Raw genomic sequence first — 22,416 nt, 5'->3', positions numbered from 1 at the left:
AAAGTGATGGAAATGGAGACGCTCGCCAATCTGGAATCGTTCGTTCGCAGCGCCGAACTTGGCAGCTTTTCTGCGGCGGCCCGGCGCTTAGGGCTGACTCCGGCCGCCGTCAGCCGCAACGTGGCTGCGCTGGAGAGCAATCTAAAGCTAAGGCTGTTTCAGCGCAGCACACGGCATCTGGCACTCACGGAACCCGGCGAGCGGTTCCTTGTGTCGATCCGCGATCACCTAGCGAGCCTACAGGGGGCTATTGCGGAAGCCACGAGCGATCAATCAGAGCCGGCAGGCGTATTGAAGCTGAGCATGAGCCCGACCTTCGGAATGAACTATATCTTGCCGACTCTGCCCGAATTCATGAGACGCTATCCACTGGTCAGGCCGGAATGGATGTTTGAGAATAGGCAGGTGGATCTGATAGCCGAAGGCTACGACGCGGCGATCGGGGGCGGCTTCGAACTGACCCCAGGCATAGTCGCCAAGACCCTCGCGGCCGCTCATATCATTGCCGTGGCGTCGCCTGCATACTTGCACAGTCAGGCTCAACCGCATGATCCCACCGCCTTGCAGGAACTCGACGGTATCGTGATGCGGTCGATGCGGACCGGTCGTATTCGACAGTGGCAGATGCGGAACGTCGCCGGCGAAGAACAGCCGGCCCTGCTGCGGGAAACGATTGTCGTGAACGATCCGGCCGCCATGCGGTCCGCAGCGTTGCTAGGGCTTGGGGTCGCAATGATCGCCAAGCCCGACGCGCTGCCCTATCTGGAAAGCGGTGAACTGGTCCGGGTGTTACCAGCTTGGTACGCCGATGCCGGGCCGATCTCGATTTACTACGCCAACCGCACACTTCTGCCGCTCAAGACCCGTGTTTTTATCGATTTCCTCGTCGAAACGTTCCAGCGCGAAAAGTGGCCGGAACGCTTTGCAGGGAGTCTGGGGTAGCGAAGGCCGAAATTGAGCTTGGCGAAACGTTTTGGAAGAGTTTCTTGCAGCGGAAACGGTTGTGCTTGGCGTACCGCATTACAGTTTCAGGGTTCCGAGCCAACTGAAAGCCTGGATCGATCGCATCGCGGTTCCGGGCAAGACCTTCCGGTACACAGCAAAGCGAGCTGAAAGCTTCGTGGGAACGAAACGCGTCATCATCGCCCTGGCCTGTGGCGGCTTTTATGGTCCGGGTTGCCCCGCCGAGAACTTCGAGCACACGCTCAGTTACCTCAAGAGCGTCTTTGCCTTTATCGGCATTGCCAACCCTGAAGTTATTACCGCCGATGGCGTCAATGTTAGCTCCGAACAGCACGAGTTGTCCCTGAAGGCGGCGTAGTCCCGTGCTCACCGCACAAGTTTCCTCAGGCGCTGCCGCCTTTCTTTGCGGATGTAATTAGCAACTGTTGGGAAGTAACCGCGCGCCATCTCTTTGGTCGGCACGATGAAGTGGAAGAGGCGGTGTCGAGCCCAAAAGAAAGGCGACGACGGGGAGCAAGCGTGTACTGGCAGCTCCGCTCGACAACGGCTTGGCGTTGGAGCCGATCGATCATCCGGCTTCGTGGATCATCGGCAAATCCAACAACGGCCCCCGATCCGAAACGTTCCCTATGCGTCCGGTCGATGCCATGCGGCGCCGGAGTGCTGCTCCAGCCACATAGCGTTCTCGAATAAAGCAGCCTCGTCGCTGGTCCCGTTGCGAAACTGGTCCGTGATATGACGCGCTAATCGTTCGGCGCGCTTCCCGCCGATCTTCGGTTCGTACGAACCGCAACTCAGACCGGAGCGGGTGCAGGACTATCTTGGCCTGTTGGTGGAAGAACTCGCGCCCTACGTTGATCTGTGGCTAGGTGAAACCCTGAGCCTCACGGCCGAAGCCAAGGCAGTGCAGCAGGCGATAGAGAGCACCGGTAAACCGTTCTGGATATCCTTCACGCTTGAAGACGGACCCGGATCGGAGTCAAACTCGGTAGCCCTGCGTTCCGGGGAACGCCTGGCCGATGCGGCGCGATGGGTTGCCGTCGGCAGCTCAGGCACTCCTCTTCAATTGCAGCCGTCCCGAAGTTATGCAGGCAGCGGTCGAGGAGGCCTCTGGGGTCTTCGGCGATTTGGGCGTTTCCCTTGATATGGGTGTTTATGCGAATGCATTCGCTTCCGATGAAGAGGGAGCGGCAGACGAAACGTTACATTACGTTCGAGACGATCTCTCAGCTGACCGCTATTCTAGTTTTGCATCCGATTGGGTGAAAAGCGGCGCCTCGATCATTGGTGGCTGCTGTGGAGTGGGAGCGTCGCATATACGGTGCGTCGCATCCCGACTTAAACAGCGCGAAAACGATCAGTATTCGCATTCTGAATAGCTGGTCGATCCCTTACGCTGCATTTCTCAAAATTGCGCTCCGCTTTTGAGAGGCGGCTGAAGTGAGGCAATTCACGGTCACCGCGGGGAAGTCTGGAGACTAGCTCCAATTGGATAATTGCGAACGCAGATCTTGAGACGACCGGCGATCTGTTCCGCAGACCAAAGCTCTTTCAACTGCTCGAAAACCAGGGCGCGCCTTCCGGTGGCTTTGAGCTAGTTCGGTACGATGTCGAAAGCGCATTTAATCTCCGTCCAGGAATTCCCTGAGGCCGTCGGCGCGCCAAGCGTCCAAGTTACTCCCCGTAAACCTTCGCGAGGTCACACAGGTCCCAGTTCCCTCCGGTCAATAGAGCGCAGACTTTTTCATCCTTGTGGACTTCGATGGAGCCAGCCAGCAAAGCCCCGACACCGATCGCGGCTGCTGGCTCGGCGATAAGCTTCATGTCCGAGGCGAGAGTCCGCATGCCTTTGATAATGTGCTCGTCTTCAACGAGAACAATGTCGTCCACGTACCTCTCTATGATCGGGTAGGGATTCTGACCCGGAACACTGATCCTCAAACCATCCGCAATGGTGTTTTTCAATGGAAACGATGTCCGTTCCTTGTTAATCCGGCTGTAAAAGTACTTCGGTGTCAACGCAGGCTCTGCGCCGATGACGCGCACCGATGGTTTTGTTTCCTTTATCGCTGTTGCGATCCCTGAGATAAGTCCTCCACCGCCTACGGGGACAATAACCGTGTCCACGGTTTCAAGATCGTCGAGTATCTCGCACCCAATTGTCCCTTGGCCCGCCATCACGCAGGGGTCTTCAAAGCCGTGAACCACCGCATAGTTGTTTCCCTCGGCGATTTCGTAGACCTTTTGCCATCTTGCAGCGGTATCGCCGTCAAAAAGGACCACCTCTGCGCCGAGGGCCTCCGTATTTGCAATCTTGATTTTCGGGGTCGTCACTGGCAGTACCAGTATTACTTTGACCCCCATCATCCTGGCCGCATATGAGAGGCCCTGCGCATGGTTGCCGGAGGAGCTTGCGATAATGCCGCATTCGATCTCTTCTCTGGGGAGCGAAAGGACCTTGTTTAAAGCGCCGCGAATTTTGAACGCACCCGTAACTTGCAGGGTTTCGGGCTTGAGATAGAGCTGACAACCGACGACCTTTTCGATCTTATCTGCGCGCAAGAGCGGAGTATGTCTGATGTGGGGTCTAAGCCTTTCCCGTGCTTGGCGAATATCCTCAATCGTTGGGTAGTTGCGCATAGTTTTCCTCGCCCTCTCAGATTGGCGGATTGCGTTTCTTGACCATCGGCACGATGCTTTGTTTTCGAGAGTAAATGAACTCTAACCGTTATGAAGCGAAGAATTCGAACAGTGTTCCGAAATCCCGGTCCATGGCATTGTTATAGATTTGAACGGAGGTGGTGTTGTCTTGTATCGCCATGCCCGTAGAGTCGAAGATCGTTATTTCTTCCTCATTCTCTCTGCCGCATTTTTTACCCAGCAATATTTCGCCAATTTCGCCGTGAATGTCGTCTTTGGTGATGATCTTCTTATGCAAGGGGTGCCACGTTTCGCCCTTTTCGGTGCACTGCGAAATTGAATCGACGACGAGCTTGGCATTCTTGAAGATCGCGGGATCCAGTTCCTGTTTCCCGCGCTGATCCGTGCCGATCGCGACGATGTGCGTACCCGGCTTTACCCATTGCGCTTCCACAAGCGATCCCGTGCCGCGGGTGGTTGTGATCAAGATATCGGCATGCTCAACCGCTTCCTTTTTTGAGCCGGCCATGACCACCGGAATGCCGTACTCGCTTTCGATATCGCGCTTGTAGTTACCGAGCGTGTCGGGGTTGCTGTCCCATGCGTAGATTTCCTGAACCTTCATGACCTCGGTGATTGCCCGGATCTGCATTCTCGCCTGGTTGCCAGTCCCGATCGATGTGATCTTCGTCGCACCTTTTCTCGCCAGAGCTTTCACTGACACAGCACCAGCCGCGCCGGTTCTAAGGCCAGTGATCAGGCTTCCATCCATGATGCACATCAATGCACAATTTCTGGCATCGAACAGGAGAATGGTTCCCATGCCGCCCGGTAGCCCATAGACCGTTGGGTTATCGACGAAACCACCGGATGATGCCTTCATGGAGATCACTTCATTGACTTTGTTATAGCCGAGCTTGAAATCGATCTCTCCTCGAGGCGGCGGGAGATGGATGCTCATGTAGTCGGGTTGTTCAACTTGGCCGCTGTTAAAAGCCTTGTAGGCCTCTTCGACCGCGCCGATAACATCGGTCATGCAGATCAACCGGCTGACGTCTTCTTTCTTCAGCAGCAAGGTTTTCATGCATAGCCCTCCAGTTGGTTGTCATTTCACTGACAACAGCTCGCTATCTAGAATTCAGCAACTTTGCCCCAAGCCGTTCCGGCGAACCGGTTCGGATGGTAGGGCGTGGGCGAAACAATCGGATCAGATGCAGTGACGATGTCGGCGATCAGGTGACCGGCGCCAGGACCGATACCGAATCCGTGGCCGCTGAAGCCCGCCGCAAGGATGAAGCCGGGGATATTGGAAATTTCGCCAATGGCCGGAACGCCGTCTGGTGTGCTGTCTATGTAGCCAGCCCATTTCGCCCTGATTTTTGCCTTAGCGAGACCGGGAAGCAAAGCGCGAGCTCGGCGAAGGATTTCGGAAATGGTCCCTTCGTCCACGGCGGGATCCAGGATGCGCATGCGCTCCATTGGCGTTGGTGCGTCGAGACGCCAGCGGCTGAGTGTTTCATGGCCCGAGCGCCAGCCCTCGCGTCCGCCAGGGGCAAGGTTACGCCACCGGCGTGCAAACATCGGGATGAAGGATCGGGCAAAACGCAGTTGTTGCGGCGTTACGTCGACCTTTGCCCGTCCGCTGATCGCCAACGTGTAGCTGCCGTCGGCACGTCTGGTCGTTGAGACCTCAGCGGTGTGGAGGGCATCCGGCAGCGCCGAGGTGCCGGACTCGACGGATAGGATCGACGAGCGTACTGAGGCTTGGGGAAAGCGTATATCTAGCGTGTTGCAAAAGGAGGAGGCCCAGGCGCCACCGGCAAGCACGGCGATTTTCGTTCGGATAGTCCCTTTTTCTGTGACAACGCCCGATAGTCTTCCGCCGGTTGTCTCGATTCCGCGAGCAGCGCAATTCTGGAGGACTGCGCCACCGGCTTTGATAATGGCGCGTGCCACTGCCGGAGCAGCCTTTGACGGATCGGCTGTCCCATCCGAAGGAGAAAAGACGCCGCCGGTCCAGCGCTTACCTGTCGCCGCCCCACGCTCGGTTGCTTCGGCCGCCGAAAGCATACGGGTTGTTACGCCAACGGTAAGGGCAAAGTCCCGCCACCGTGCCCAACCCTCTAGTTCGCTGGGGCTGTTGGAAAGATAGAGCAGCCCGCAGCGCCGAAAGCCGGTATCTTCGCCCGTTTCGGCGGCGAACTGGTCCCAGAGATCGAGGCTTTTGGTTGCGATCGGCAGTTCGCGAGCGTCACGATTTTGTTGCCGACACCATCCCCAGTTCCGGCTTGATTGCTCTGCACCGATCAGACCCTTCTCAACAAGGACCACGTTCAGTCCACGCCTGAGGAGGTAATAGGCGGTAAACACCCCGACAATGCCGCCGCCTATGACCACGGCATCGGCGGTTTGGGGCTGTGAGTCTGAACTTTCGATCCGAACGAGGGGCGCGGGCATCACTATCTCCATCGAGGCAGTGATATTTTACCCCAACCGCACGCAAGCGGTGGCTGCACGTTTTGAAACAGCAGAATTATCGACTGCATTTTAAGTGCGCGACAACCTTTTATGCTGACAGCCGGATTTCTACTAAATTAGACTTCCTTGAAGGCTGTGCTATCTTGAAAGAAGCATAATCTGCTGAGAGGCCGTATGAAGCTCGACCGGATCGACATCAAAATTCTTTATGAACTGCAGAAGAATGGGCGCATTACCAATGTCGAGCTCGCCGAATTGGTCAATCTCTCGCCTAGTCCGTGCCTGATGCGCATGAAGAAGCTGCAGGCAGAAGGTTACATCGACGGCTACTCCGCGCATATCAACACGGCCAAGCTCGGCCAGACCATGACGGTCTTCACGGAAGTGACGCTGAAGAACCACCGTCAAATCGATTTCGCTCGATTTCTAACAACCGTCGAGAAGATCGATTCTGTCATCGAATGCCACCTGATTTCCGGTGGCTACGATTACCTGATCAAGTTCGTTACGAGTGGCATCGCCGAGTATCAGGAGATTATGGAGCGCTTGACTGACATGGATATTGGGATCGACAAATATTTCAGTTTCGTAGTGCTGAAATCGCCTATCGTTCGCTCGCACCTGCCATTAACGAGCCTGTTTCCTCTCTGAGGTCTCCGCAAAGCGGGGACACTCTTCCTAGGATAGGGCAGTGACCGTCATGCAGGTCGCGAACTACGCGACCCTCGCGCTACAAGTCGTTAAACATTGCAATGTCGCGCAGAACGCTGCGTACTTCTAGGAGACATGCTTCAATGCCCTTGTTGTAGGCTTTGCGGGCGTTACCGCCCGCTAAAAGCGCTGAGCAATTCCGGATCCTGTTTGAGACTGTCTAGCCAGGTAGGATCAAGCTTGGGCACGGAAGAAAACAGCAGTTTGGAATAGGGATGGCTCGCCCCGCTCCCCATCGCGGACGGCGGCAGCTGTTCAATCTTCTCACCCGCGTACATGACCGCCACTTCGTCGCATATCGCTTCCACGACGGAGAGGTCATGACTGATGAAAATGTAGGAGAGCGAAAGCTCGCGTTGCAGCTCCTTCAGGAGGTCGATAACGGCGGCGGCGACCACCGTGTCGAGAGCCGAAGTTACTTCATCGCAGAGGATCAATTTCGGCTCCGCCGCGAGGGCGCGGGCGAAGTTGACGCGTTGCTTCTGACCGCCGGAGAGTTCAGCAGGGCGGCGATGCTTCAATGCCCGCGGCAAGCGCACCATGTCCAGCAGCTCATCAACGCGCCGCGCGCGCTTTTCCCCCGCCATGCCATGGTAGAACGACAGCGGCCGGCCGAGTATGTCGCTGATCGATTTGGCCGGGTTAAGTGCCGTATCGGCATACTGGAATACGATCTGCAGTTCGCGCAACTCCTCGCGCGTGCGCGCGTGCGCGGCCGGCGCGAGTGGCTTTCCGTCGAAGGTGATTGCGCCGCTCACGGCGGGGAGAATACCGGCGATGGTGCGGGCGAGCGTGGACTTGCCGCAGCCCGATTCTCCGATGATCCCGAGATTGCGCCCGCGCTCAACCTTGAGGCTGACCGAACGCAGCGCTTTGATCAGGGGTGTACCGTCGGTTTGCATCGGTCCATAACCCGCCACGAGATCCTGAACCTCTAGCAGAGGGCGGCCTTCCTGCGACGCGGTTGACGCGGCACGTGCCGCCTGCTTGAAGGCGCCGAGCAGTTGTTTGGTGTAGGGGTGCTGCGGACTATTCAGGATCTGCTCGGTGCTGCCAATCTCCTGGAGTTCTCCACCCTTCAGGACCACAATGCGATCGGCTATCTGCGCAACGACCGCGAGGTCATGCGAGACATAGACGCCGGCGATGCGGCTCTTGCGCATGACGGACTTGAAGGCACGTAGCACCTCGATCTGGGTCGTCACATCGAGCGCGGTCGTCGGCTCGTCGAAGATCACGATTTTTGGGTCGCCGATCAGCGCCATCGCGGCGGAGAGGCGTTGCAGCTGCCCGCCCGAGACTTGATGCGGATAGCGATCACCAATTGTTTCCGGATTGGGGAGTGAGAGTGCCTTGAAGAGATCGGTCGCGCGGGCGCGGGCAGCGTCGGCCGACATCAAGTCGTGGATCCGCGTTACCTCGATGACCTGCTCCATAATCGTCTGAGCCGGGTTGAAGGCTGCAGCTGCACTTTGCGGAACGTAGGAGACTTGGGTGCCGCGAACGCTTGCCCTCTTGCGCTCGGGCAGGCGCGCCATGTCCTGACCGGCAAGAGCGACGGAACCACCGCTGATGCGACAGCCGGCGCGCGTATGGCCGAGCAAGGTCAGGGCGATCGTCGTCTTTCCCGAGCCGCTTTCCCCGATCAGGGCGACGATCTCTCCCTCCTGCACATCGAAGCTAACGCCCCGGATGATTTCCACTATACGGCCAGAGTCCGTTTTGGCTTCGACCTTCAGATCACGGATTTCGACGAGATTGGTCATCATTCGCTCCGGTCTCGGATTTTCTGAGGAAGGTTGTCGATCAGCAGGTTGACGCTTACCGTGAGAGTGGCGATGGCGATCGAGGGAAAGATTACCGCGGGAGCGCCGAAGGGCAGGCCACCGATATTTTCGCGAACCAGGGCACCCCAGTCCGCGTAGGGCGGCTGGACGCCCAGACCCAGAAAGGAAAGGCCCGAGAGCAGCAGCACGATGAAGACGAAGCGCAAGCCCAGATCCGCGAGAACCGGCCCAATGATGTTGGGCAGAATTTCGGACGTGATCAGGTAGAGCGTGCCTTCACCGCGTGTCCTGGCGACCGTTATGAAATCCATCGTATTGATATTGACCGCGAGTGCACGGGCGAAGCGGAATGCGCCAGGGATATAGATGATGGCGAGAGTCAGCACGAGCACGGGTATAGACGAGCCGACGGCGGCAACGACCACGAGGCCAAACAGCTTGCTCGGGATCGAGTTCATCGCGTCGAGGAAGCGGCTCAACAGTGTATCCAACCAGCCGCCCGAAACCGCTGCGATCATTCCGAGAACGACGCCACAGAAGCAGGAGATGGACACTGCGACGAGTGAAATGCCGACCGTGTACCGGGCGCCCATCAGGATGCGCGAGAGCATGTCGCGGCCGAGATAGTCCGAGCCAATCCAAAACTGCTGGCTTATCGGGCCAAAGTAGTCGAGATCGACGATCTCCCCGACGGGGTAGGGGATGATCCAAGGGGCGATGAGGGCGATGATCGCCCAAAAGGCTATGATCGCCATGCCGACCAAACCAACCAGGTTCGTGCGGTAGGCGGGTTTGCGGCTCTTTGCCGCCGGAGTTTCGATCGTGGTCATCGCAGCCTCGGATTGGCAAGAATGGCGATAACATCGGCTGCTGTTATCAAGATCAGATAGCCGACACAGAAGACCATGGCGCAGCTTTGGATCAAGGGCAGATCGCGCGTCGCGACCGCATCGACCATAAGCTTGGCGATGCCAGGGTAGTTGAAGATAGTTTCGACGATAATCACGCCGCCGACGAGATTGGAGAGCGACAGCGCGATAGCGTTGACGATTGGGCCTACCGCGTTCGGCAGAGCATGACGCAGCACCACGCGGCCGCGAGACGCTCCCTTCAGCAGAGCCATTTCTGCGTAGGGTGTGTTGAGCGTCTCGACAACGGCTGCTCGCGTCATGCGGATCATTTGCGATGCCACACCAAAGGTGAGCGTGAGGACTGGCATCGCATAGACGCGCAAGACATCGCTCCAGGTCACGGTTTCATTTGCAAAGGAGATGGCGGGCAGCCACTGGAGATAGACGGCGAAGAAAAGCACCGCGGATGTCGCGATCATGAATTCCGGCACGGAAATGATGCCAATCGTCAACACGGTAACGGCACGGTCGTAGAGCGAGCCCTTGAGCATGGCGGCGGTGATGCCGAGAGTGAGTGCCAGTGGGACGGAAACGAGCGCAGTGATACCCGCAAGCTTCATTGAACTGACGAAACGACCAGCTATCAAATCCGCGATTGGCATATCGTTGGCATAGGATGTGCCGAGGTCGCCAGACAGCAATCCACCAGCCCAATAGAGAAAGCGCAGGACAGCTGGTTCGTCGAGGTGCATGGCTTTGCGCAGACCGGCAACCGCCTCAGGGGTCGCGGCTTGGCCGAGCAGGATCGTCGCCGTATCGCCAGGCAGCATCGTCGTGGCGAAAAACACTGCGACTGAGACGATTAGCAGAGTAATGGCCGATATAACGAGCCGACTGGCAATGAGAGGCAGAGCCGGATTTGTCATGATTGAACCTCCCGTCGGCGGTTGGCCGACAGTTTATCACGAGAATGGGAGGATGGACCGGGAGGAGTCCCCTCCCGGTCCCTTGGTGATCAGGCTTCCAGCCAGGTATATTCCGGGAAGGAATAGCCCATCATGCCGCCGAGCGGGTTCGTTTCGAGCCCCTTGAGCTTCGAGGACACCGCATCGACGTTGGCCAGGTAAGCCGGAACGATCGTGCCAGCTTCTTCCGACACCATGACCTGCATCTCGTTGTAGATTTCCCGACGCTTGGCCTGGTCGAGCGATCCGCGTGCCTCGAGCAGCATCCGGTCGAATTTTTCAGACTTAAATTGGCTCTCATTCCACGGAGCATCGGATGCGTAGAGAAGCGAGAACAGGATGTCCGGGGTGGGGCGCGCGTTGATGTTACCGAAGTGGACCGGTGACTTCAGCCAGTAATTATCCCAATAGCCATCGGGGGGTACGCGCTGGACGTCGAACTTCATGCCGATTTCTGCGCCGGCCGCCTGCACGATCATGGCCATGTCGATGGCCGAGTTCGCCGCGTCCGACGCGACAATCGGGATAGATTGACCCAGTAGGCCGGCCTTTTCGAAGAGGAATCTTGCTTTATCCGGATCAAAGGCCTTCGGCTTGAGGTCGGGATTAAAATAGAAGTTCGCTGGCGAGATGGGTTGGTCATTGGCGATTTCGCCAAGTCCGCGCAAAGCAGACTTCTGGATCTGCTCACGGTTGACGAGGTACTTCATGCCCTCCACGAAGCCACTCTTGTCACCAGGGCTGAGGTCCAGGCGGATGTTGAGGTTCGTGTAGTTGCCGCCAGTGGTCTTCAAGAGGAAGAAGCCCTCCTTACCGTCTATCAGGCGCACAGAGCGCGGATTGATGTTGGCGGCGAGATGGATGTCGCCGGAGAGAAGCGCGTTGATGCGCGCATTGTCCTCTCCAATCGCGAAGAACTCGAAAGAGTCGATATTCGGCAGGTTAGGCTTCCAATAGTTCTTGTTTTTGAGACCTACGGAGCGGACGCCGGGCTCGAAAACCTCGCGCACGAAAGGACCGGTACCGTTGCCCTTCGAGAAGTCGGTCGTGCCATCGGCAACGATCATGAAGTGGTGCATGCCGAGGATCGTTGGCAGATCACCGTTCGGGTTTTCCAGCGTGATCTCGACCGTCAGTTTGTCGACGGCCTTGAAGCCCGTCATCTGCTTGGCAATCTTTGCGACCTTCGAGCCGACTGCCGGATCGAGATGGCGCTTCATGGAGAAGACCACATCCTCCGCGGTCAGTGGCTTGCCATCATGGAAGGTGACGCCGCTGCGTAATCTGATCGTCCAGACCTTCGCATCCTTGCTTTCAATCGATTCTGCAAGTTCCATCCGCGGAGTGCCATCCGCCTGAATGTAGGTGAGGCGGTTATAGAAGGCGCAGCACCGAACATAATCGGTGGAAAGCGAAGCCTTGGCAGGGTCGAGCGTGTCGGCTGTGGAAGATGACCAACCGGCGGCCTTAAGGTTGCCGCCGGAGACGGGCGTGGCGGCGATGGCGCTGGTTGCCCGGCCGAGGATGGTGCCGCCAGCGGCGGCGGCGACGCCACCGGCTAGAAGCAGTTGCAGGAGTTCACGGCGTGTCGCACCGCTGCGGATTGCGCGTTCGACCATGGTATCGTCGGCACTGGTCCAGTTCGTCAGCTTGGAGTCGTTCATGGCATTCCCCTTTTTGTTGATCTCAAGTTGTCTGCGTCCGAGCTATTTTCTTGCCGGTTTCGCGTCGTAGTGCTCAGCCTCCTTCTGCTGAGCGATCGCCTGACACTGCCTCTAGTTTCGCCGGAACCGGGCAGGGGAGTCGCTGAAAGTAGGAGGTGCCGCGGCACAAAATTGCGAATTCATGAGAAAAGCGGAATTTCGCGGCCTGCCTCCAGCTCGATCATGCCAGCAACACTCGAACGTCCGGGTCTTCCAAGGTCTGATCAAGCGTCTTGCGCGTTCTTGTTATGATTGCATCGATGTCAGCGTCGGTGCAGCAAAGCGGCGGCGCGTATCCAAGCACGCCGTTTCCGAAGGCTCGAAGAACGAGACCATTGTCCCAGGCGCGGTCAAAGATCCGGCGGGCGGGGTCGGCCGCAGCTGGGAGGGGAGTCTTTGCGGTTTTGTCGATGACGAGTTCAACAGCTGCGAGCATGCCACGCCCCCTTACGTCCCCGACAAGCGGATGATCAGCGAGCTCCTGAAGGCCTGCCATAAGTCGTCTGCCCGCACGGCGGCCGTTTTCCAAAAGTCCGCTCTCATAGAGATGCAAAACCTCGAGCGCGACTGCCGCGCTCACCGGATGGGCTGAGTAGGTGTATCCATGGCCGACAGCCGCAGCGCCAGCGCCATCGGCAATCGTATTGTAGACGTGATCGGACATCAGCACCGCGCCCATCGGGACGTAGCCCGAGGTGAGACCCTTAGCGACGGTCAGGAAATCCGGCACGATGTCGTCTTCGCTGCAGGCAAAGAGCGGTCCGGTACGCCCGAACCCCGTGATGACCTCGTCGGCGACAAATAGGATGTCGAGCTCGTGGCACAGGTCTCGCATCGCTTTCATCCAGCCCGGCGGCGGAACCAGCACGCCCCCCGAACCCTGGATCGGTTCGGCGTAGAAGGCGGCCACGCGCTCGGGGCCAATCTCCTCTACCTTGCTGCGAAGCGCCTGTTTGGAGGCGTCGATGATCGCTTGCGGGTCGGTTCCAACAGGGTTCCGGTAAGCATAATGTGACGGGATTTTGTGCTGCCAGTCGAAGGGGATGCCGAAACCGGCATGGAATATCGGAAGTGCCGTCAGTCCGGCGCCGACCGTCGAGGAACCGTGATACCCTTGCTCGAGGGAAATAAACTGGTCTCTCTCGGGTGTTCCCCTGGCGTGGTTATAGTAGCGAATGAATCGGATGGTGCTGTCGATCGCATCCGATCCGCCGAGCGTGAAATAGACGTGGTTCAGATCACCCGGCGCCCGTTCCGCAAGCTCGGCGGCAAGACGGATGGCCGGCTCCGAGCCGAGACCGAAATATGCCGTGGCATAGGGGAGTTCTCGCATCTGGCGGGCTGCAGCCTCGACGATGCTGTGATGGCCGTATCCGGCATTCACGCACCAGAGACCGGCAAAGCCATCGACCAGCTGACGGCCGCTCATGTCCGTGACTGTAGCGCCGCTGGCCGACGACAGGACACGGACGCCGAGCTTTTCGTGGCCGCGATAAGAGGCAACTGGATGCACAAGGTGGGCGCGGTCGAGTTCAATGATCGAATTGCTGAGCATTTTGGTCTCCGTTCAGCCGAATGCTTGATTGGCGAGGGCAAAGATCTTCGCGTTGCCGGATAGATGGATCGTTTCGCCGCGCTGCATCGCCGTTCCGCCGCCCACATGCGGGAGCCCTTGCTGCGATAGCCAGGACGAGATTTCGTCAACGGAGGTGGTGTCGATACGGACAAAGGCGCCCGGCCGCGCTGCCATCAAGAACAGGATGAGTTGTTTGGCATCGGCGAGATTTTCAGCCGCCACCGGTCCAATGACCTCGCCGCGGCCGAAGGCGCGAAGGCAGGAATAGCCGACCAGCGCACCGTGTCTGCGCAGGACAGCGAAACGGCCGATCGTTCGAAGTTGGACCAGAAGATCGTGCCGGTCGCCCCCGAAGGCTTCCTTGTCCAGCGCGAGGACATGTTGAAAATCGTCGGGCGCTGCCCATTCGACCTCAAGGTTTGATTTCACCGCAGGGCAAATCCCCTGGTGCTGCCGTACAGTTCCGGTCTCGCGAAAGCCGAGTTTTCTGTAAAGAGGCAGGCCTTCATCCGTCGCAATCAGGCGACACGGTAGATCTCCGGCCGCTTCCAGGCTCGCATCCATCAGCCTGCGGCCGAGACCAAGCCCGCGCATGGCTTCATCGACAATTACCATATTTACGGTCGCGCAATCGTCTCCGTAGCGTGTGGTGAACGTGGTGCCGATCACCCTCTCGTCCTCGATTGCGACGACGCCGGTGCTCAGGGCCGCGACCATCTCCCAGTCTTCCCGCCTGTGTGGCCAGTTGGCCTGGCACGAAAGATTGTGAGCTCCCTCGACATGATGAGGAGCAAATGGCTCGATGGTGAACTGGCTCTTCTGCATTTGGTTCGTCCCTGGTGCTTTCCAAAAAAGATAGCCCTGGCTTGCCAGCAGATCGTTCCAACTGATCGGGCCCGCCAACATCTTTCTCTTTATGCGGCGGCGCCCACCGCATCTTATGCTGACATCGCCGTTACGAGCTCGAAATGCATCGGGCCACCGCGGCGGCGCACAACTCTCTGCCAAAACGGGCGGGACATACGGAAGATTCTGCTTCCACAACGGGTAAATGCGGCCGGTCCCTCTGACGGACGCCGCCTATGATGAAGATCGACGATGACCCCCAACGGCAAAAGCAAGGACCAACATCATGACCCAGTTCCGGCCGAAATTCATTACCTTTGACTGCTACGGCACGCTGATCAATTTCGACATGGCGGGCGCGGCCCGCGATCTTTATCACGATCGGCTGGACGAGCATGCCATGCAAAAGTTCATCGCCAACTTCTCCGCGTACCGGCTGGACGAAGTCATGGGCGCGTGGAAGCCTTATGCCGAGGTGGTCTACAATTCGCTGTCGCGGACCTGCAAGGCCAACGGCGTCACCTTCAAGGATGAAGACGCCAAGATGGTCTATGAGCGCGTTCCGACCTGGGGGCCGCATCCCGACGTGCCGGCGGGCCTTGCCAAGGTCGCCAAGGAAATCCCCTTGGTCATCCTTTCCAACGCGATGAATTCGCAGATCATGTCGAATGTCGAGAAGCTCGGCGCGCCCTTTCATAAAGTCTACACTGCGCAGCAGGCCCAGGCTTACAAGCCCCGCTTCCAGGCGTTCGAATACATGCTGGACATGCTTGGCTGCGGCCCGGAAGATATCCTGCACTGCTCGTCGTCATTCCGTTACGATCTGATGTCGGCACACGATCTCGGCATCAAAAACAAGGTATGGGTCAATCGCGGCCACGAGCCGGCGAACCCCTATTACGGTTACGTCGAGATCAAGGACATTTCCGGCTTGGCCGGTGTCGTCGGACTTTAGCGGAGCGGCACGATGAGGTTCGAATCCTATTGGCACGATACCGCGTCGCGGTTTCACGGAGCCCAGATCGGCCCGCCGGAGGGCCGCTTCGATGTCGCCGTAATCGGAGGTGGCTTCACTGGGCTCGCCGCAGCGCGGCAGATTGCAAAGTCTGGCGCTCGCGTTGTCGTCCTGGAGGCGAACCACGTCGGCTGGGGAGCATCCGGGCGCAATGGTGGGCACCTCAACAACGGACTCGCCCATAGCTTCCTCGCCGCCAAGGCGGAACTCGGAACCGAACGCGCGGTAGCGCTCTACCGCGCGTTCGATGATTCCATCGACACCATAGAAGCCATTGTAGGCGAGGAAGGCATCGATTGTGATTTCCGCCGGTCGGGAAAGTTGAAGCTCGCCTCGAAGCCGAAGCATTTCGAAGCGATCGCTCGCAATTTCGAGGCGGTGCATCGGGAAGTCGATCCCGCCACGGTGCTGCTGACGGCTGGCGACCTCAGGGAGGAAATCGGCTCTCCATTCTATGGGGCGATGCTATCGAAAAAGAGCGCCATGATGCACATGGGACGATATGTCGTCGGTCTCGCCGAAGCGGCTGTTCGCCATGGCGCGACCATTTATGAACGCGCACCCGTGACCCAGCACCTCAAGTCGGAAGCCAAGCACCGACTGACGACCCCGCGCGGGGACGTGGTCGCCGACCACGTGCTCGTCGCCACGGGCGCCTACACGTCTGGTGGGCCTTTTGGATACTTCCAGCGCCGTTTAATCGCGGTCGGCAGCTTTCTGATCGCGACGCGTCCATTAACGGACGCGGAAATCACCGCCACGATGCCAGGAAACCGGACGTGCGTGACGTCCATGCACATCGGTAACTATTTCCGTCTGTCGCCGGACAAGCGGCTAATCTTCGGTGGCCGCGCCCGCTTTGCCGCGACCTCGGACCAACGCTCCGACGCCAAGAGCGGCGCCATTCTGCGCGCGAGCTTGACGGAGATCTTTCCGCAGCTCGCGAAAGTGGAGATCGACTATTGCTGGGGCGGCCTGGTAGACATGACGAAGGATCGCTATCCTCGGGCCGGCTACAATGACGGCGTATGGTATGCCATGGGCTATTCCGGCCATGGTGCCCAGCTGTCGACACAGCTCGGCATAATCATGGCCGACGCCATTCTGGGTAAGAAAGATCGCAATCCGCTGAAAGGACTTGAATGGCCCGCGGTGCCTGGCCACTTCGGCAAGCCCTGGTTCCTCCCGCTGGTGGGTCTCTATTACAAGGCCCTCGATCGGCTGCAGTAATTCTCACTCCAGCCCTGAATGCCTAGCGCGGGTCGCGAGACCCGCGCTTTTTTTGCGAGAGATCAGCGTTGTCTCTGTCGTCAATCACTTGGCCAGGGCGGGCACTCTCGCGAAAAGACCGGCAAAGCGTTCTGCCTTGCCGGTCCATTTGTTTTGCGAACGCTTGCCGAGCCTTGTCGGCGCAAGTTCGGCCTATCTCATGCCAGTCCGCCGATGTGGAAACTCTTCAGTTCAAGATATTCATCGATGCCGACCTGCGCGCCCTCGCGGCCGAGACCGGATTGCTTTACCCCGCCGAACGGAGCGACTTCAGTGGAGATAGCGCCTGTGTTGAGACCGATCATGCCGAATTCGAGCGCCTCGCCAACACGCCACGACCGCTTGAGGCTTTCCGTAAAGAAGTAGGCGGCAAGGCCGAAGGGCGTGCCATTGGCGATGGCAATGGCCTCTTCCTCGCGCTCGAAGCGAAAGAGGGGTGCGACTGGTCCGAACGTCTCCTCGTGCGCCAGCAGCATGTCGGTCGTGGCGCCGGTTAACACGACGGGTGCTGTATATTGCGGGCCATTCGGCAAGGCTGCCGACGTCGAGGCGATCGTTGCGCCCTTGGCCAGTGCATCCTCGACATGACGGTTGATCTTTTCGATGGCCGCAGTGTTGATCATTGGGCCAATTTCGTTGCCACTGACCGTCCCCGGGCCGACCTTCATAAGGGAGACGCGCGCTGCAAGCTTGGCGGCAAAGGCGTCGTAGATCCCCGATTGGACGAGGATGCGGTTGGCGCAGACACAGGTCTGGCCGCCATTGCGGAACTTCGAGGCGATCGCGCCCTCGACGGCGAGGTCGAGATCGGCGTCATCGAAGACGATAAAGGGCGCATTGCCGCCGAGCTCCAAGCTCAATCGCTTCACGCTGTCGGCTGCGCCGCGCATGAGAAGGGAGCCCACTCGTGTTGAGCCGGTGAAGGAGATCTTCCGCACCGTTTCGTTCGCCATCATTTCATCGCCGATGTCGGCCGGCATGCCGGTAAGAATATTGATCACACCCGCTGGGATGCCGGCTCGCTCGGCCAGGACTCCAAGCGCGAGTGCGGAAAAGGGGGTGAACTCTGACGGTTTGATGACGACGGTGCAGCCGGCGGCGAGCGCCGGTGCCACCTTGCGGGTGATCATCGCGTTTGGGAAATTCCAGGGTGTGACAATGGCGGAAACCCCCACCGGCTCCTTCAGCACCACGATCCGGCGGTCGGCGGTAGGCGAAGGGATGGTATTGCCGCCGATGCGTCGCGCTTCTTCGGCGAACCACTTGACGAAAGAGGCGCCATAGCGGATTTCAGCGCGCGCTTCGGCGAGCGGCTTGCCCTGCTCCATTGTCAAGAGAAGCGCGAGGTCTTCGAGATTTTCGATCATCAGACCATACCAGGCTTCGATAAGGGAAGCCCGCTCGGCGTGGGTCTTGCGCCGCCAACTGCGGAAGGCAAGTTCGGCTGCTTCAATCGCGGTGCGAGTTTCGGCGCCGCCCATGTCCGGAACGGTTCCGAGGACGCGTTGCGTTGCCGGATCGATGACGTCTAGCGCTTTGCCAGACGCAGCGTCCCGCCACTGTCCGCCGATCAGGCCCTGTTGCCGAAAAAGGTCCTTATCTTTCAGGTCGTCCATGTTCGTTCTCCTCTTGTCAGGCGATAGTCTGCAGGACCGATTTTGTAATCGTCTGCGTGGTATGGTTTCCAGGAATGGTGCCGATGCCCGCCCCCGTCGTCGCCTCGATTGCCGCCATAATGCGCTGGGCAGCGGATTTCTCGCCGAGATGGTCGAGCATCATGGCGCCGGACCAGATGGCGGCGATCGGGTTGGCTATGCCGAGGTGGGCGATATCGGGTGCCGAGCCATGGACGGGTTCGAACATGGAGGGCGCGGTTCGATCGGGATTGATGTTGGCGGAGGCAGCGAAACCGAGCCCTCCCTGAATCGCGGCGCCGAGATCGGTCAGGATATCGCCGAAGAGGTTGGAGGCTACGACGACGTCGAGTGTTTCCGGTGCCATCACCATGCGCGCCGCCATAGCGTCAACGTGGTAACTCGTCACCTCGATGTCCGAATACTCAGAGGCCAACATCTGGGTAATTTCGTCCCAAAAGACCATGGAATAGCGCTGCGCGTTGGACTTGGTGACCGATGCGAGCCGGCCGTTCCGGGCGCGGGCCTGTTCAAAGCCGAAGCGCAGGATGCGTTCGACCCCCTTCCAGGTGAAGATCGAGGTCTCAATGGCAACTTCGTTCAGTGTGCCCTGATGGATGCGCCCACCCGCGCCGGAATACTCGCCTTCGGTGTTCTCGCGGATGCAGACGATGTCGAATGCGCTGGACTTCAGCGGTCCGGAGACGCCCGGCAGGAGACGATGCGGCCGGATATTGGCGTATTGCGTGAAGGCCTTGCGGATCGGCAGCAGCAGCCCGTGTAGCGAGACCGAATCCGGCACTTCCGCCGGCCAGCCCACCGCGCCGAGGAGGATCGCGTCGAAGCGCCGGAGCGTTTCGATACCATCAGACGGCATCATAGCGCCGGTTTGCTTGTAGAAGTCGCAAGACCAGGGAAAAAATGTTCCCTCAAGCGCAAAATCGGACGCCTTCGCAGCAGCCTGCAACACGTCCCATGCAGCTTCTGTAACCGCATTGCCAATGCCGTCACCCGGCAGTAGCGCGATGGAGTAGGTCTTCATAGTATGGTCCTAGAGGTTGATGAGAACGCTTTTGCTCTTGCGATTGGCGTGGTAGGCCTCGCGGCCGAGATCCTTGCCGATGCCCGAGTGCTTGTAGCCGCCTGTCGGAAGGATATGGTCTCTCGACCGGCTGTAGCGGTTGACCCAGACGGTTCCCGCCTGAAGCTTGCGCGTCACGCGGATGGCACGCGAGAGATCGCGGGTGAAGAGCCCGGCGGCGAGGCCATAGGTCGGGTGATCAGCGAGCGCCAAGGCCTCGTCTTCGTCGTGGAAGCTCTGGACGGTCAACACCGGCCCGAAGATCTCCTCCGTCACGGCGGGGGAAGTCGCAGCGACGCCGGACAGAAGTGTAGGCGCGTAAAAATAGCCTTTACGGTCGAGCCGGTGCCCACCGGTCAGGCATTCGGCGCCCGCGTCGACCGCGGCGCGGGTGATGCCGTCGATGCGGTTCAACTGGCGCTCTGAGATGATCGGCGAATAGGTGCTGGCCGCGTCCCATGTCGGGCCCGGACGGATCGACGCCATGTTAGCTTTCAGGGCTAGGATCAGCGGTTCTAGGACGGCATTCTCCACGATAACGCGCGAACCAGCGACGCAGGCTTGGCCGGCATTGCCGAGAATGCTGTTGGCGATGGCGTCGGCGGCAAGTGGCAGGTCGGCATCGGCGAAAACGATCTGTGGACTCTTGCCTCCAAGTTCAAGTGTCATGGGCTTTACGCCTGTGCGGGCGATATTGGCCATGATCGCAGACCCGGCCGCAGTGGAACCGGTAAAGCTCACCTTGCTGATTTCCGGATGGGCGGTGATTGCCTGGCCGGTCGTCGGACCGTCGCCGAGGACAATGTTTATGAGACCGGCGGGAATGCCGGCGCGCACTGCCAGTTCAGCAACATAGAGCGTCGAAAATGGCGTCATTTCCGAGGGTTTCAGCACTATCGCATTGCCGGCAGCGAGGGCAGGTCCGAGCTTCCAGCCCGCCATGGAAAGCGGGAAGTTCCATGGCGTGATCGCCCCGACCACGCCATATGGCTCGCTCATCACCATGCCGAGACCTTCCTCGCCGGTCGGCACGAGGTCGCTGCCTTCCTTGTCGGCGAACTCAGCAAAAAAGCGGATCTGTTCGGCCGTGACCGCAACGTCTCCCTGAATAAGTTGCCCGATCGGACGCGTGGAGGAAACCGCTTCGAGGCGCGCCAGGGTCTCCGCCTCTGCCTCGATCAGGTCAGCCCAACGGTGCATGGCGTTGGTGCGTTCACGAGGGCGGCGGCTCGCCCAGCCGCTGGTCTTCAGTGCTGATTTTGCTGCGTGGACGGCATGATCGATGAGATCGGCATCGGCAACCGGGCAGGCGGCATAGTCGCGTGCATCAGACGGGCGGCGCATGGGTAGCACGCCTTCTGCCGGGAGATATGCCCCGTCCACGAAATGGCTTGTCGGCAGGGGGATCGCATCGGGGTCGAAACTCAGAGGCATGGGTTTGTCCTTGCGGGTGATATCGGCAAGGTTAACCCTCGAGCGTCGGCAGTATGCTTCGTCTCTTGCTGCGCCGCGGTGGAAAATCCTCTTTTACCACCGCGGCACAGACGATAATTCGTCGGGGCTGATGGGCGCCGGTCTTCGGCGCCCATTACATGACCGTGACGTAGATCTTCCGGACGGTTTCCACGGTGCGCCAGGTGCCGACGAAGCCGGGCTTCATGACGAAGCTGTCGCCCGCTTTGTAGGTAACGGGTTCCCCGCCATCCGGGGTGATTTCTACGACGCCCTCAAGGATATGGCAGAACTCGAAGGTCTCGCCCTTGACGGAGTGTGTGAGGCCCGGCGTCGCCTCCCAGACACCGGTGTGAATCATCTCGCCTCGCGCGACATCCTGGGCCCAGGTCGTGAACGACGGGTCGCCGGAGATAAGACGTTCCGGGCCGGGCTTAGAAACACGCGGTGCTTCGGTGCTGATGGGTACGATGGTCTTGAGGAGGGACATGTTTTCTCCTTGCTCTCCTGGTTGTGGCTCAATAGCCGCGGCTGCGATCAACGAGACCGATCGGTTTGAGACCGGCACGATGACGCTGGATGTTGTCGATGACGGCGGTGGCCGCCGTCTCTGGCTGCGTGACGCTTGCGATGTGTGGCGTCAGAATGATCTTGGGATGTCGCCAGAACGCGTGCTCCGGTGGCAGCGGCTCCGGCTCGGTAACGTCGATCACGGCGCCCGACAGATGCCCCTCGTCGACAGCAGCAATGAGTGCGTCATGATCGAGTTGCGCGCCGCGTCCCACGTGGACGAGCGCCGCACCGGCTGGAAGGGCCGCAAACAGCGCACCGCCAAGGAGTCCTTGCGTCTCCCGCGTGAGCGGCAGAAGACAGATGAGGATATCCGTCTGCGCCAGAAACGGTGTCAGGCCGTCCGAGCCATGATAGCAATCGACACCGTCCACCCGTCGCTCTGAGCGGCTCCAGGCGGCAAGCGGAAAGCCGAAAGGCTTTAGGCGATCGATGACGGCCTGGGCGAGCATGCCAAGCCCAAGGATACCGATCCGCTGCTGGGCTGCCTGACGCACAGGAAGGGAGCGCCAGGTCGCGGCGGCCTGCTGAACAATATAGGCCTTGAGATTGCGATGCAGCGCAAGCACGGCGAGTGTCACATATTCCTGCATCATGCGCGCAATGCCGTCCTCGACCATGCGGACGAGCATGACATTCGAAGGAAGCGTCTCCGTCTTGAACTGATCGACGCCTGCGCCAATCGAAAAGACGATCTCCAGGTTTCTGAAGCGATGAAGATCGGCCGGAGCCGTCCAGGTGAGGACGTAGCGAATCTCATCCGGATGGCGCTCGGAGACGTCCATTACGAAAGGCAAATCGGGTAACTCTCGGGCAAAAGCCTCGGCGAAGACGCGGCCTCTTTCTCGATCCGAATTGAACCAGAAAACCATGGA

Annotated in this window: 21 protein-coding genes; 7 read left to right on the top strand and 14 right to left on the bottom strand. The window is 59.2% G+C overall.

The window, feature by feature from the left end:
* Positions 1-12 precede the first annotated feature (12 nt).
* From XB14_RS29700 to XB14_RS33985, 4 genes are all read left to right on the top strand, one after another.
* Entirely contained in the window at positions 13-942 is a 930-nt protein-coding gene (locus tag XB14_RS29700; RefSeq protein ID WP_077967853.1) for a LysR family transcriptional regulator, read from the top strand.
* A 31-nt stretch (positions 943-973) separates the two neighbouring features.
* Positions 974-1,321 (top strand): FMN-dependent NADH-azoreductase, encoded by a 348-nt coding sequence (locus XB14_RS29695; RefSeq protein WP_077967481.1) that lies wholly within the window; start codon positions 974-976, stop codon positions 1,319-1,321.
* A 450-nt stretch (positions 1,322-1,771) separates the two neighbouring features.
* A complete protein-coding gene (locus XB14_RS33990; RefSeq protein ID WP_419178636.1) occupies positions 1,772-2,107 on the top strand; it encodes a homocysteine S-methyltransferase family protein in 336 nt (111 codons plus the stop codon).
* On the top strand, positions 2,049-2,342 hold the full coding sequence (locus XB14_RS33985; RefSeq protein ID WP_419178635.1) for a homocysteine S-methyltransferase family protein: 294 nt from the start codon (positions 2,049-2,051) through the stop codon (positions 2,340-2,342). The genes XB14_RS33990 and XB14_RS33985 overlap by 59 nt, the downstream gene beginning before the upstream one ends.
* A 295-nt stretch (positions 2,343-2,637) precedes the next feature.
* Here the strand turns inward: XB14_RS33985 and XB14_RS29685 are convergent, their stop codons facing one another.
* The 3 genes from XB14_RS29685 to XB14_RS29675 all read right to left on the bottom strand — a co-directional run bounded on the left by XB14_RS29685 (position 2,638) and on the right by XB14_RS29675 (position 6,060).
* Positions 2,638-3,603, bottom strand: coding sequence for a threonine/serine dehydratase (locus tag XB14_RS29685; RefSeq protein ID WP_077967479.1), 966 nt, complete (start codon positions 3,601-3,603; stop codon positions 2,638-2,640).
* 88 nt (positions 3,604-3,691) lie between these two features.
* Entirely contained in the window at positions 3,692-4,687 is a 996-nt protein-coding gene (locus XB14_RS29680) for an ornithine cyclodeaminase family protein (protein WP_077967477.1), read from the bottom strand.
* Between the two features lie 47 nt (positions 4,688-4,734).
* A complete protein-coding gene (locus XB14_RS29675) occupies positions 4,735-6,060 on the bottom strand; it encodes an NAD(P)/FAD-dependent oxidoreductase (protein WP_077967475.1) in 1,326 nt (441 codons plus the stop codon).
* Between the two features lie 195 nt (positions 6,061-6,255).
* Here XB14_RS29675 and XB14_RS29670 point away from each other — a divergent pair, with 195 nt between their 5' ends.
* A complete protein-coding gene (locus XB14_RS29670) occupies positions 6,256-6,732 on the top strand; it encodes an Lrp/AsnC family transcriptional regulator (RefSeq protein ID WP_077967473.1) in 477 nt (158 codons plus the stop codon).
* Between the two features lie 170 nt (positions 6,733-6,902).
* On the opposite strand, the gene XB14_RS29665 is transcribed toward XB14_RS29670, so the two are convergent.
* The 6 genes from XB14_RS29665 to XB14_RS29640 all read right to left on the bottom strand — a co-directional run bounded on the left by XB14_RS29665 (position 6,903) and on the right by XB14_RS29640 (position 14,499).
* Entirely contained in the window at positions 6,903-8,558 is a 1,656-nt protein-coding gene (locus XB14_RS29665) for an ABC transporter ATP-binding protein (protein ID WP_077967471.1), read from the bottom strand.
* Positions 8,558-9,409 (bottom strand): ABC transporter permease, encoded by an 852-nt coding sequence (locus XB14_RS29660; protein WP_077967469.1) that lies wholly within the window; start codon positions 9,407-9,409, stop codon positions 8,558-8,560. Before XB14_RS29660 ends, XB14_RS29665 begins: the two co-directional genes overlap by 1 nt.
* On the bottom strand, positions 9,406-10,356 hold the full coding sequence (locus XB14_RS29655; protein WP_077967467.1) for an ABC transporter permease: 951 nt from the start codon (positions 10,354-10,356) through the stop codon (positions 9,406-9,408). The genes XB14_RS29660 and XB14_RS29655 overlap by 4 nt, the downstream gene beginning before the upstream one ends.
* A gap of 89 nt (positions 10,357-10,445) precedes the next feature.
* Positions 10,446-12,059, bottom strand: a complete 1,614-nt coding sequence (locus tag XB14_RS29650; RefSeq protein ID WP_077967465.1) for an ABC transporter substrate-binding protein — start codon at positions 12,057-12,059, stop codon at positions 10,446-10,448.
* 220 nt (positions 12,060-12,279) lie between these two features.
* Complete coding sequence (locus XB14_RS29645) at positions 12,280-13,653, bottom strand: aspartate aminotransferase family protein (protein ID WP_077967463.1); 1,374 nt, start codon at positions 13,651-13,653, stop codon at positions 12,280-12,282.
* A gap of 12 nt (positions 13,654-13,665) precedes the next feature.
* Positions 13,666-14,499, bottom strand: coding sequence for a GNAT family N-acetyltransferase (locus XB14_RS29640; RefSeq protein ID WP_077967461.1), 834 nt, complete (start codon positions 14,497-14,499; stop codon positions 13,666-13,668).
* A gap of 307 nt (positions 14,500-14,806) precedes the next feature.
* On the opposite strand from XB14_RS29640, the gene XB14_RS29635 reads away from it, so the two are divergent.
* Positions 14,807-15,475, top strand: coding sequence for a haloacid dehalogenase type II (locus XB14_RS29635; protein ID WP_077967459.1), 669 nt, complete (start codon positions 14,807-14,809; stop codon positions 15,473-15,475).
* A 12-nt stretch (positions 15,476-15,487) separates the two neighbouring features.
* Complete coding sequence (locus XB14_RS29630) at positions 15,488-16,765, top strand: NAD(P)/FAD-dependent oxidoreductase (RefSeq protein ID WP_077967449.1); 1,278 nt, start codon at positions 15,488-15,490, stop codon at positions 16,763-16,765.
* A gap of 197 nt (positions 16,766-16,962) precedes the next feature.
* Here the strand turns inward: XB14_RS29630 and XB14_RS29625 are convergent, their stop codons facing one another.
* From XB14_RS29625 to XB14_RS29605, 5 genes are all read right to left on the bottom strand, one after another.
* Positions 16,963-18,420, bottom strand: coding sequence for an NAD-dependent succinate-semialdehyde dehydrogenase (locus tag XB14_RS29625; RefSeq protein ID WP_077967447.1), 1,458 nt, complete (start codon positions 18,418-18,420; stop codon positions 16,963-16,965).
* Positions 18,421-18,436: 16 nt separating this feature from the next.
* The gene (locus tag XB14_RS29620; RefSeq protein ID WP_077967445.1) at positions 18,437-19,480 is read right to left on the bottom strand and encodes a tartrate dehydrogenase; all 1,044 of its coding nucleotides are present in this window, start codon (positions 19,478-19,480) and stop codon (positions 18,437-18,439) included.
* Positions 19,481-19,489: 9 nt separating this feature from the next.
* On the bottom strand, positions 19,490-20,953 hold the full coding sequence (locus tag XB14_RS29615) for an aldehyde dehydrogenase family protein (RefSeq protein WP_077967443.1): 1,464 nt from the start codon (positions 20,951-20,953) through the stop codon (positions 19,490-19,492).
* Positions 20,954-21,107: 154 nt separating this feature from the next.
* Positions 21,108-21,461, bottom strand: a complete 354-nt coding sequence (locus XB14_RS29610; protein WP_077967441.1) for a cupin domain-containing protein — start codon at positions 21,459-21,461, stop codon at positions 21,108-21,110.
* A gap of 28 nt (positions 21,462-21,489) precedes the next feature.
* Positions 21,490-22,413, bottom strand: a complete 924-nt coding sequence (locus tag XB14_RS29605; RefSeq protein ID WP_077967438.1) for a 2-hydroxyacid dehydrogenase — start codon at positions 22,411-22,413, stop codon at positions 21,490-21,492.
* Positions 22,414-22,416: the final 3 nt, after the last annotated feature.

Origin of the sequence: Ensifer adhaerens, assembly GCF_002007205.1 — a bacterium.
GTDB classification, from domain to species: Bacteria; Pseudomonadota; Alphaproteobacteria; order Rhizobiales; family Rhizobiaceae; genus Ensifer; species Ensifer adhaerens_D.
Note: the sequence above shows the minus strand (reverse complement) of the source record. Positions and strands in the feature narration are given on the sequence as shown.

What these genes read in the sequence shown, in the direction of transcription:
- XB14_RS29700 (WP_077967853.1), top strand. Translation starts at nt 13, where the DNA reads ATGGAGACGCTCGCCAATCTGGAATCGTTCGTTCGCAGCGCCGAACTT.
- XB14_RS33985 (WP_419178635.1), top strand. Translation starts at nt 2,049, where the DNA reads ATGCAGGCAGCGGTCGAGGAGGCCTCTGGGGTCTTCGGCGATTTGGGC.
- XB14_RS29685 (WP_077967479.1), bottom strand. Translation starts at nt 3,603, where the DNA reads ATGCGCAACTACCCAACGATTGAGGATATTCGCCAAGCACGGGAAAGG.
- XB14_RS29680 (WP_077967477.1), bottom strand. Translation starts at nt 4,687, where the DNA reads ATGAAAACCTTGCTGCTGAAGAAAGAAGACGTCAGCCGGTTGATCTGC.
- XB14_RS29675 (WP_077967475.1), bottom strand. Translation starts at nt 6,060, where the DNA reads ATGCCCGCGCCCCTCGTTCGGATCGAAAGTTCAGACTCACAGCCCCAA.
- XB14_RS29670 (WP_077967473.1), top strand. Translation starts at nt 6,256, where the DNA reads ATGAAGCTCGACCGGATCGACATCAAAATTCTTTATGAACTGCAGAAG.
- XB14_RS29665 (WP_077967471.1), bottom strand. Translation starts at nt 8,558, where the DNA reads ATGACCAATCTCGTCGAAATCCGTGATCTGAAGGTCGAAGCCAAAACG.
- XB14_RS29660 (WP_077967469.1), bottom strand. Translation starts at nt 9,409, where the DNA reads ATGACCACGATCGAAACTCCGGCGGCAAAGAGCCGCAAACCCGCCTAC.
- XB14_RS29655 (WP_077967467.1), bottom strand. Translation starts at nt 10,356, where the DNA reads ATGACAAATCCGGCTCTGCCTCTCATTGCCAGTCGGCTCGTTATATCG.
- XB14_RS29650 (WP_077967465.1), bottom strand. Translation starts at nt 12,059, where the DNA reads ATGAACGACTCCAAGCTGACGAACTGGACCAGTGCCGACGATACCATG.
- XB14_RS29645 (WP_077967463.1), bottom strand. Translation starts at nt 13,653, where the DNA reads ATGCTCAGCAATTCGATCATTGAACTCGACCGCGCCCACCTTGTGCAT.
- XB14_RS29640 (WP_077967461.1), bottom strand. Translation starts at nt 14,499, where the DNA reads ATGCAGAAGAGCCAGTTCACCATCGAGCCATTTGCTCCTCATCATGTC.
- XB14_RS29635 (WP_077967459.1), top strand. Translation starts at nt 14,807, where the DNA reads ATGACCCAGTTCCGGCCGAAATTCATTACCTTTGACTGCTACGGCACG.
- XB14_RS29630 (WP_077967449.1), top strand. Translation starts at nt 15,488, where the DNA reads ATGAGGTTCGAATCCTATTGGCACGATACCGCGTCGCGGTTTCACGGA.
- XB14_RS29625 (WP_077967447.1), bottom strand. Translation starts at nt 18,420, where the DNA reads ATGGACGACCTGAAAGATAAGGACCTTTTTCGGCAACAGGGCCTGATC.
- XB14_RS29620 (WP_077967445.1), bottom strand. Translation starts at nt 19,480, where the DNA reads ATGAAGACCTACTCCATCGCGCTACTGCCGGGTGACGGCATTGGCAAT.
- XB14_RS29615 (WP_077967443.1), bottom strand. Translation starts at nt 20,953, where the DNA reads ATGCCTCTGAGTTTCGACCCCGATGCGATCCCCCTGCCGACAAGCCAT.
- XB14_RS29610 (WP_077967441.1), bottom strand. Translation starts at nt 21,461, where the DNA reads ATGTCCCTCCTCAAGACCATCGTACCCATCAGCACCGAAGCACCGCGT.
- XB14_RS29605 (WP_077967438.1), bottom strand. Translation starts at nt 22,413, where the DNA reads ATGGTTTTCTGGTTCAATTCGGATCGAGAAAGAGGCCGCGTCTTCGCC.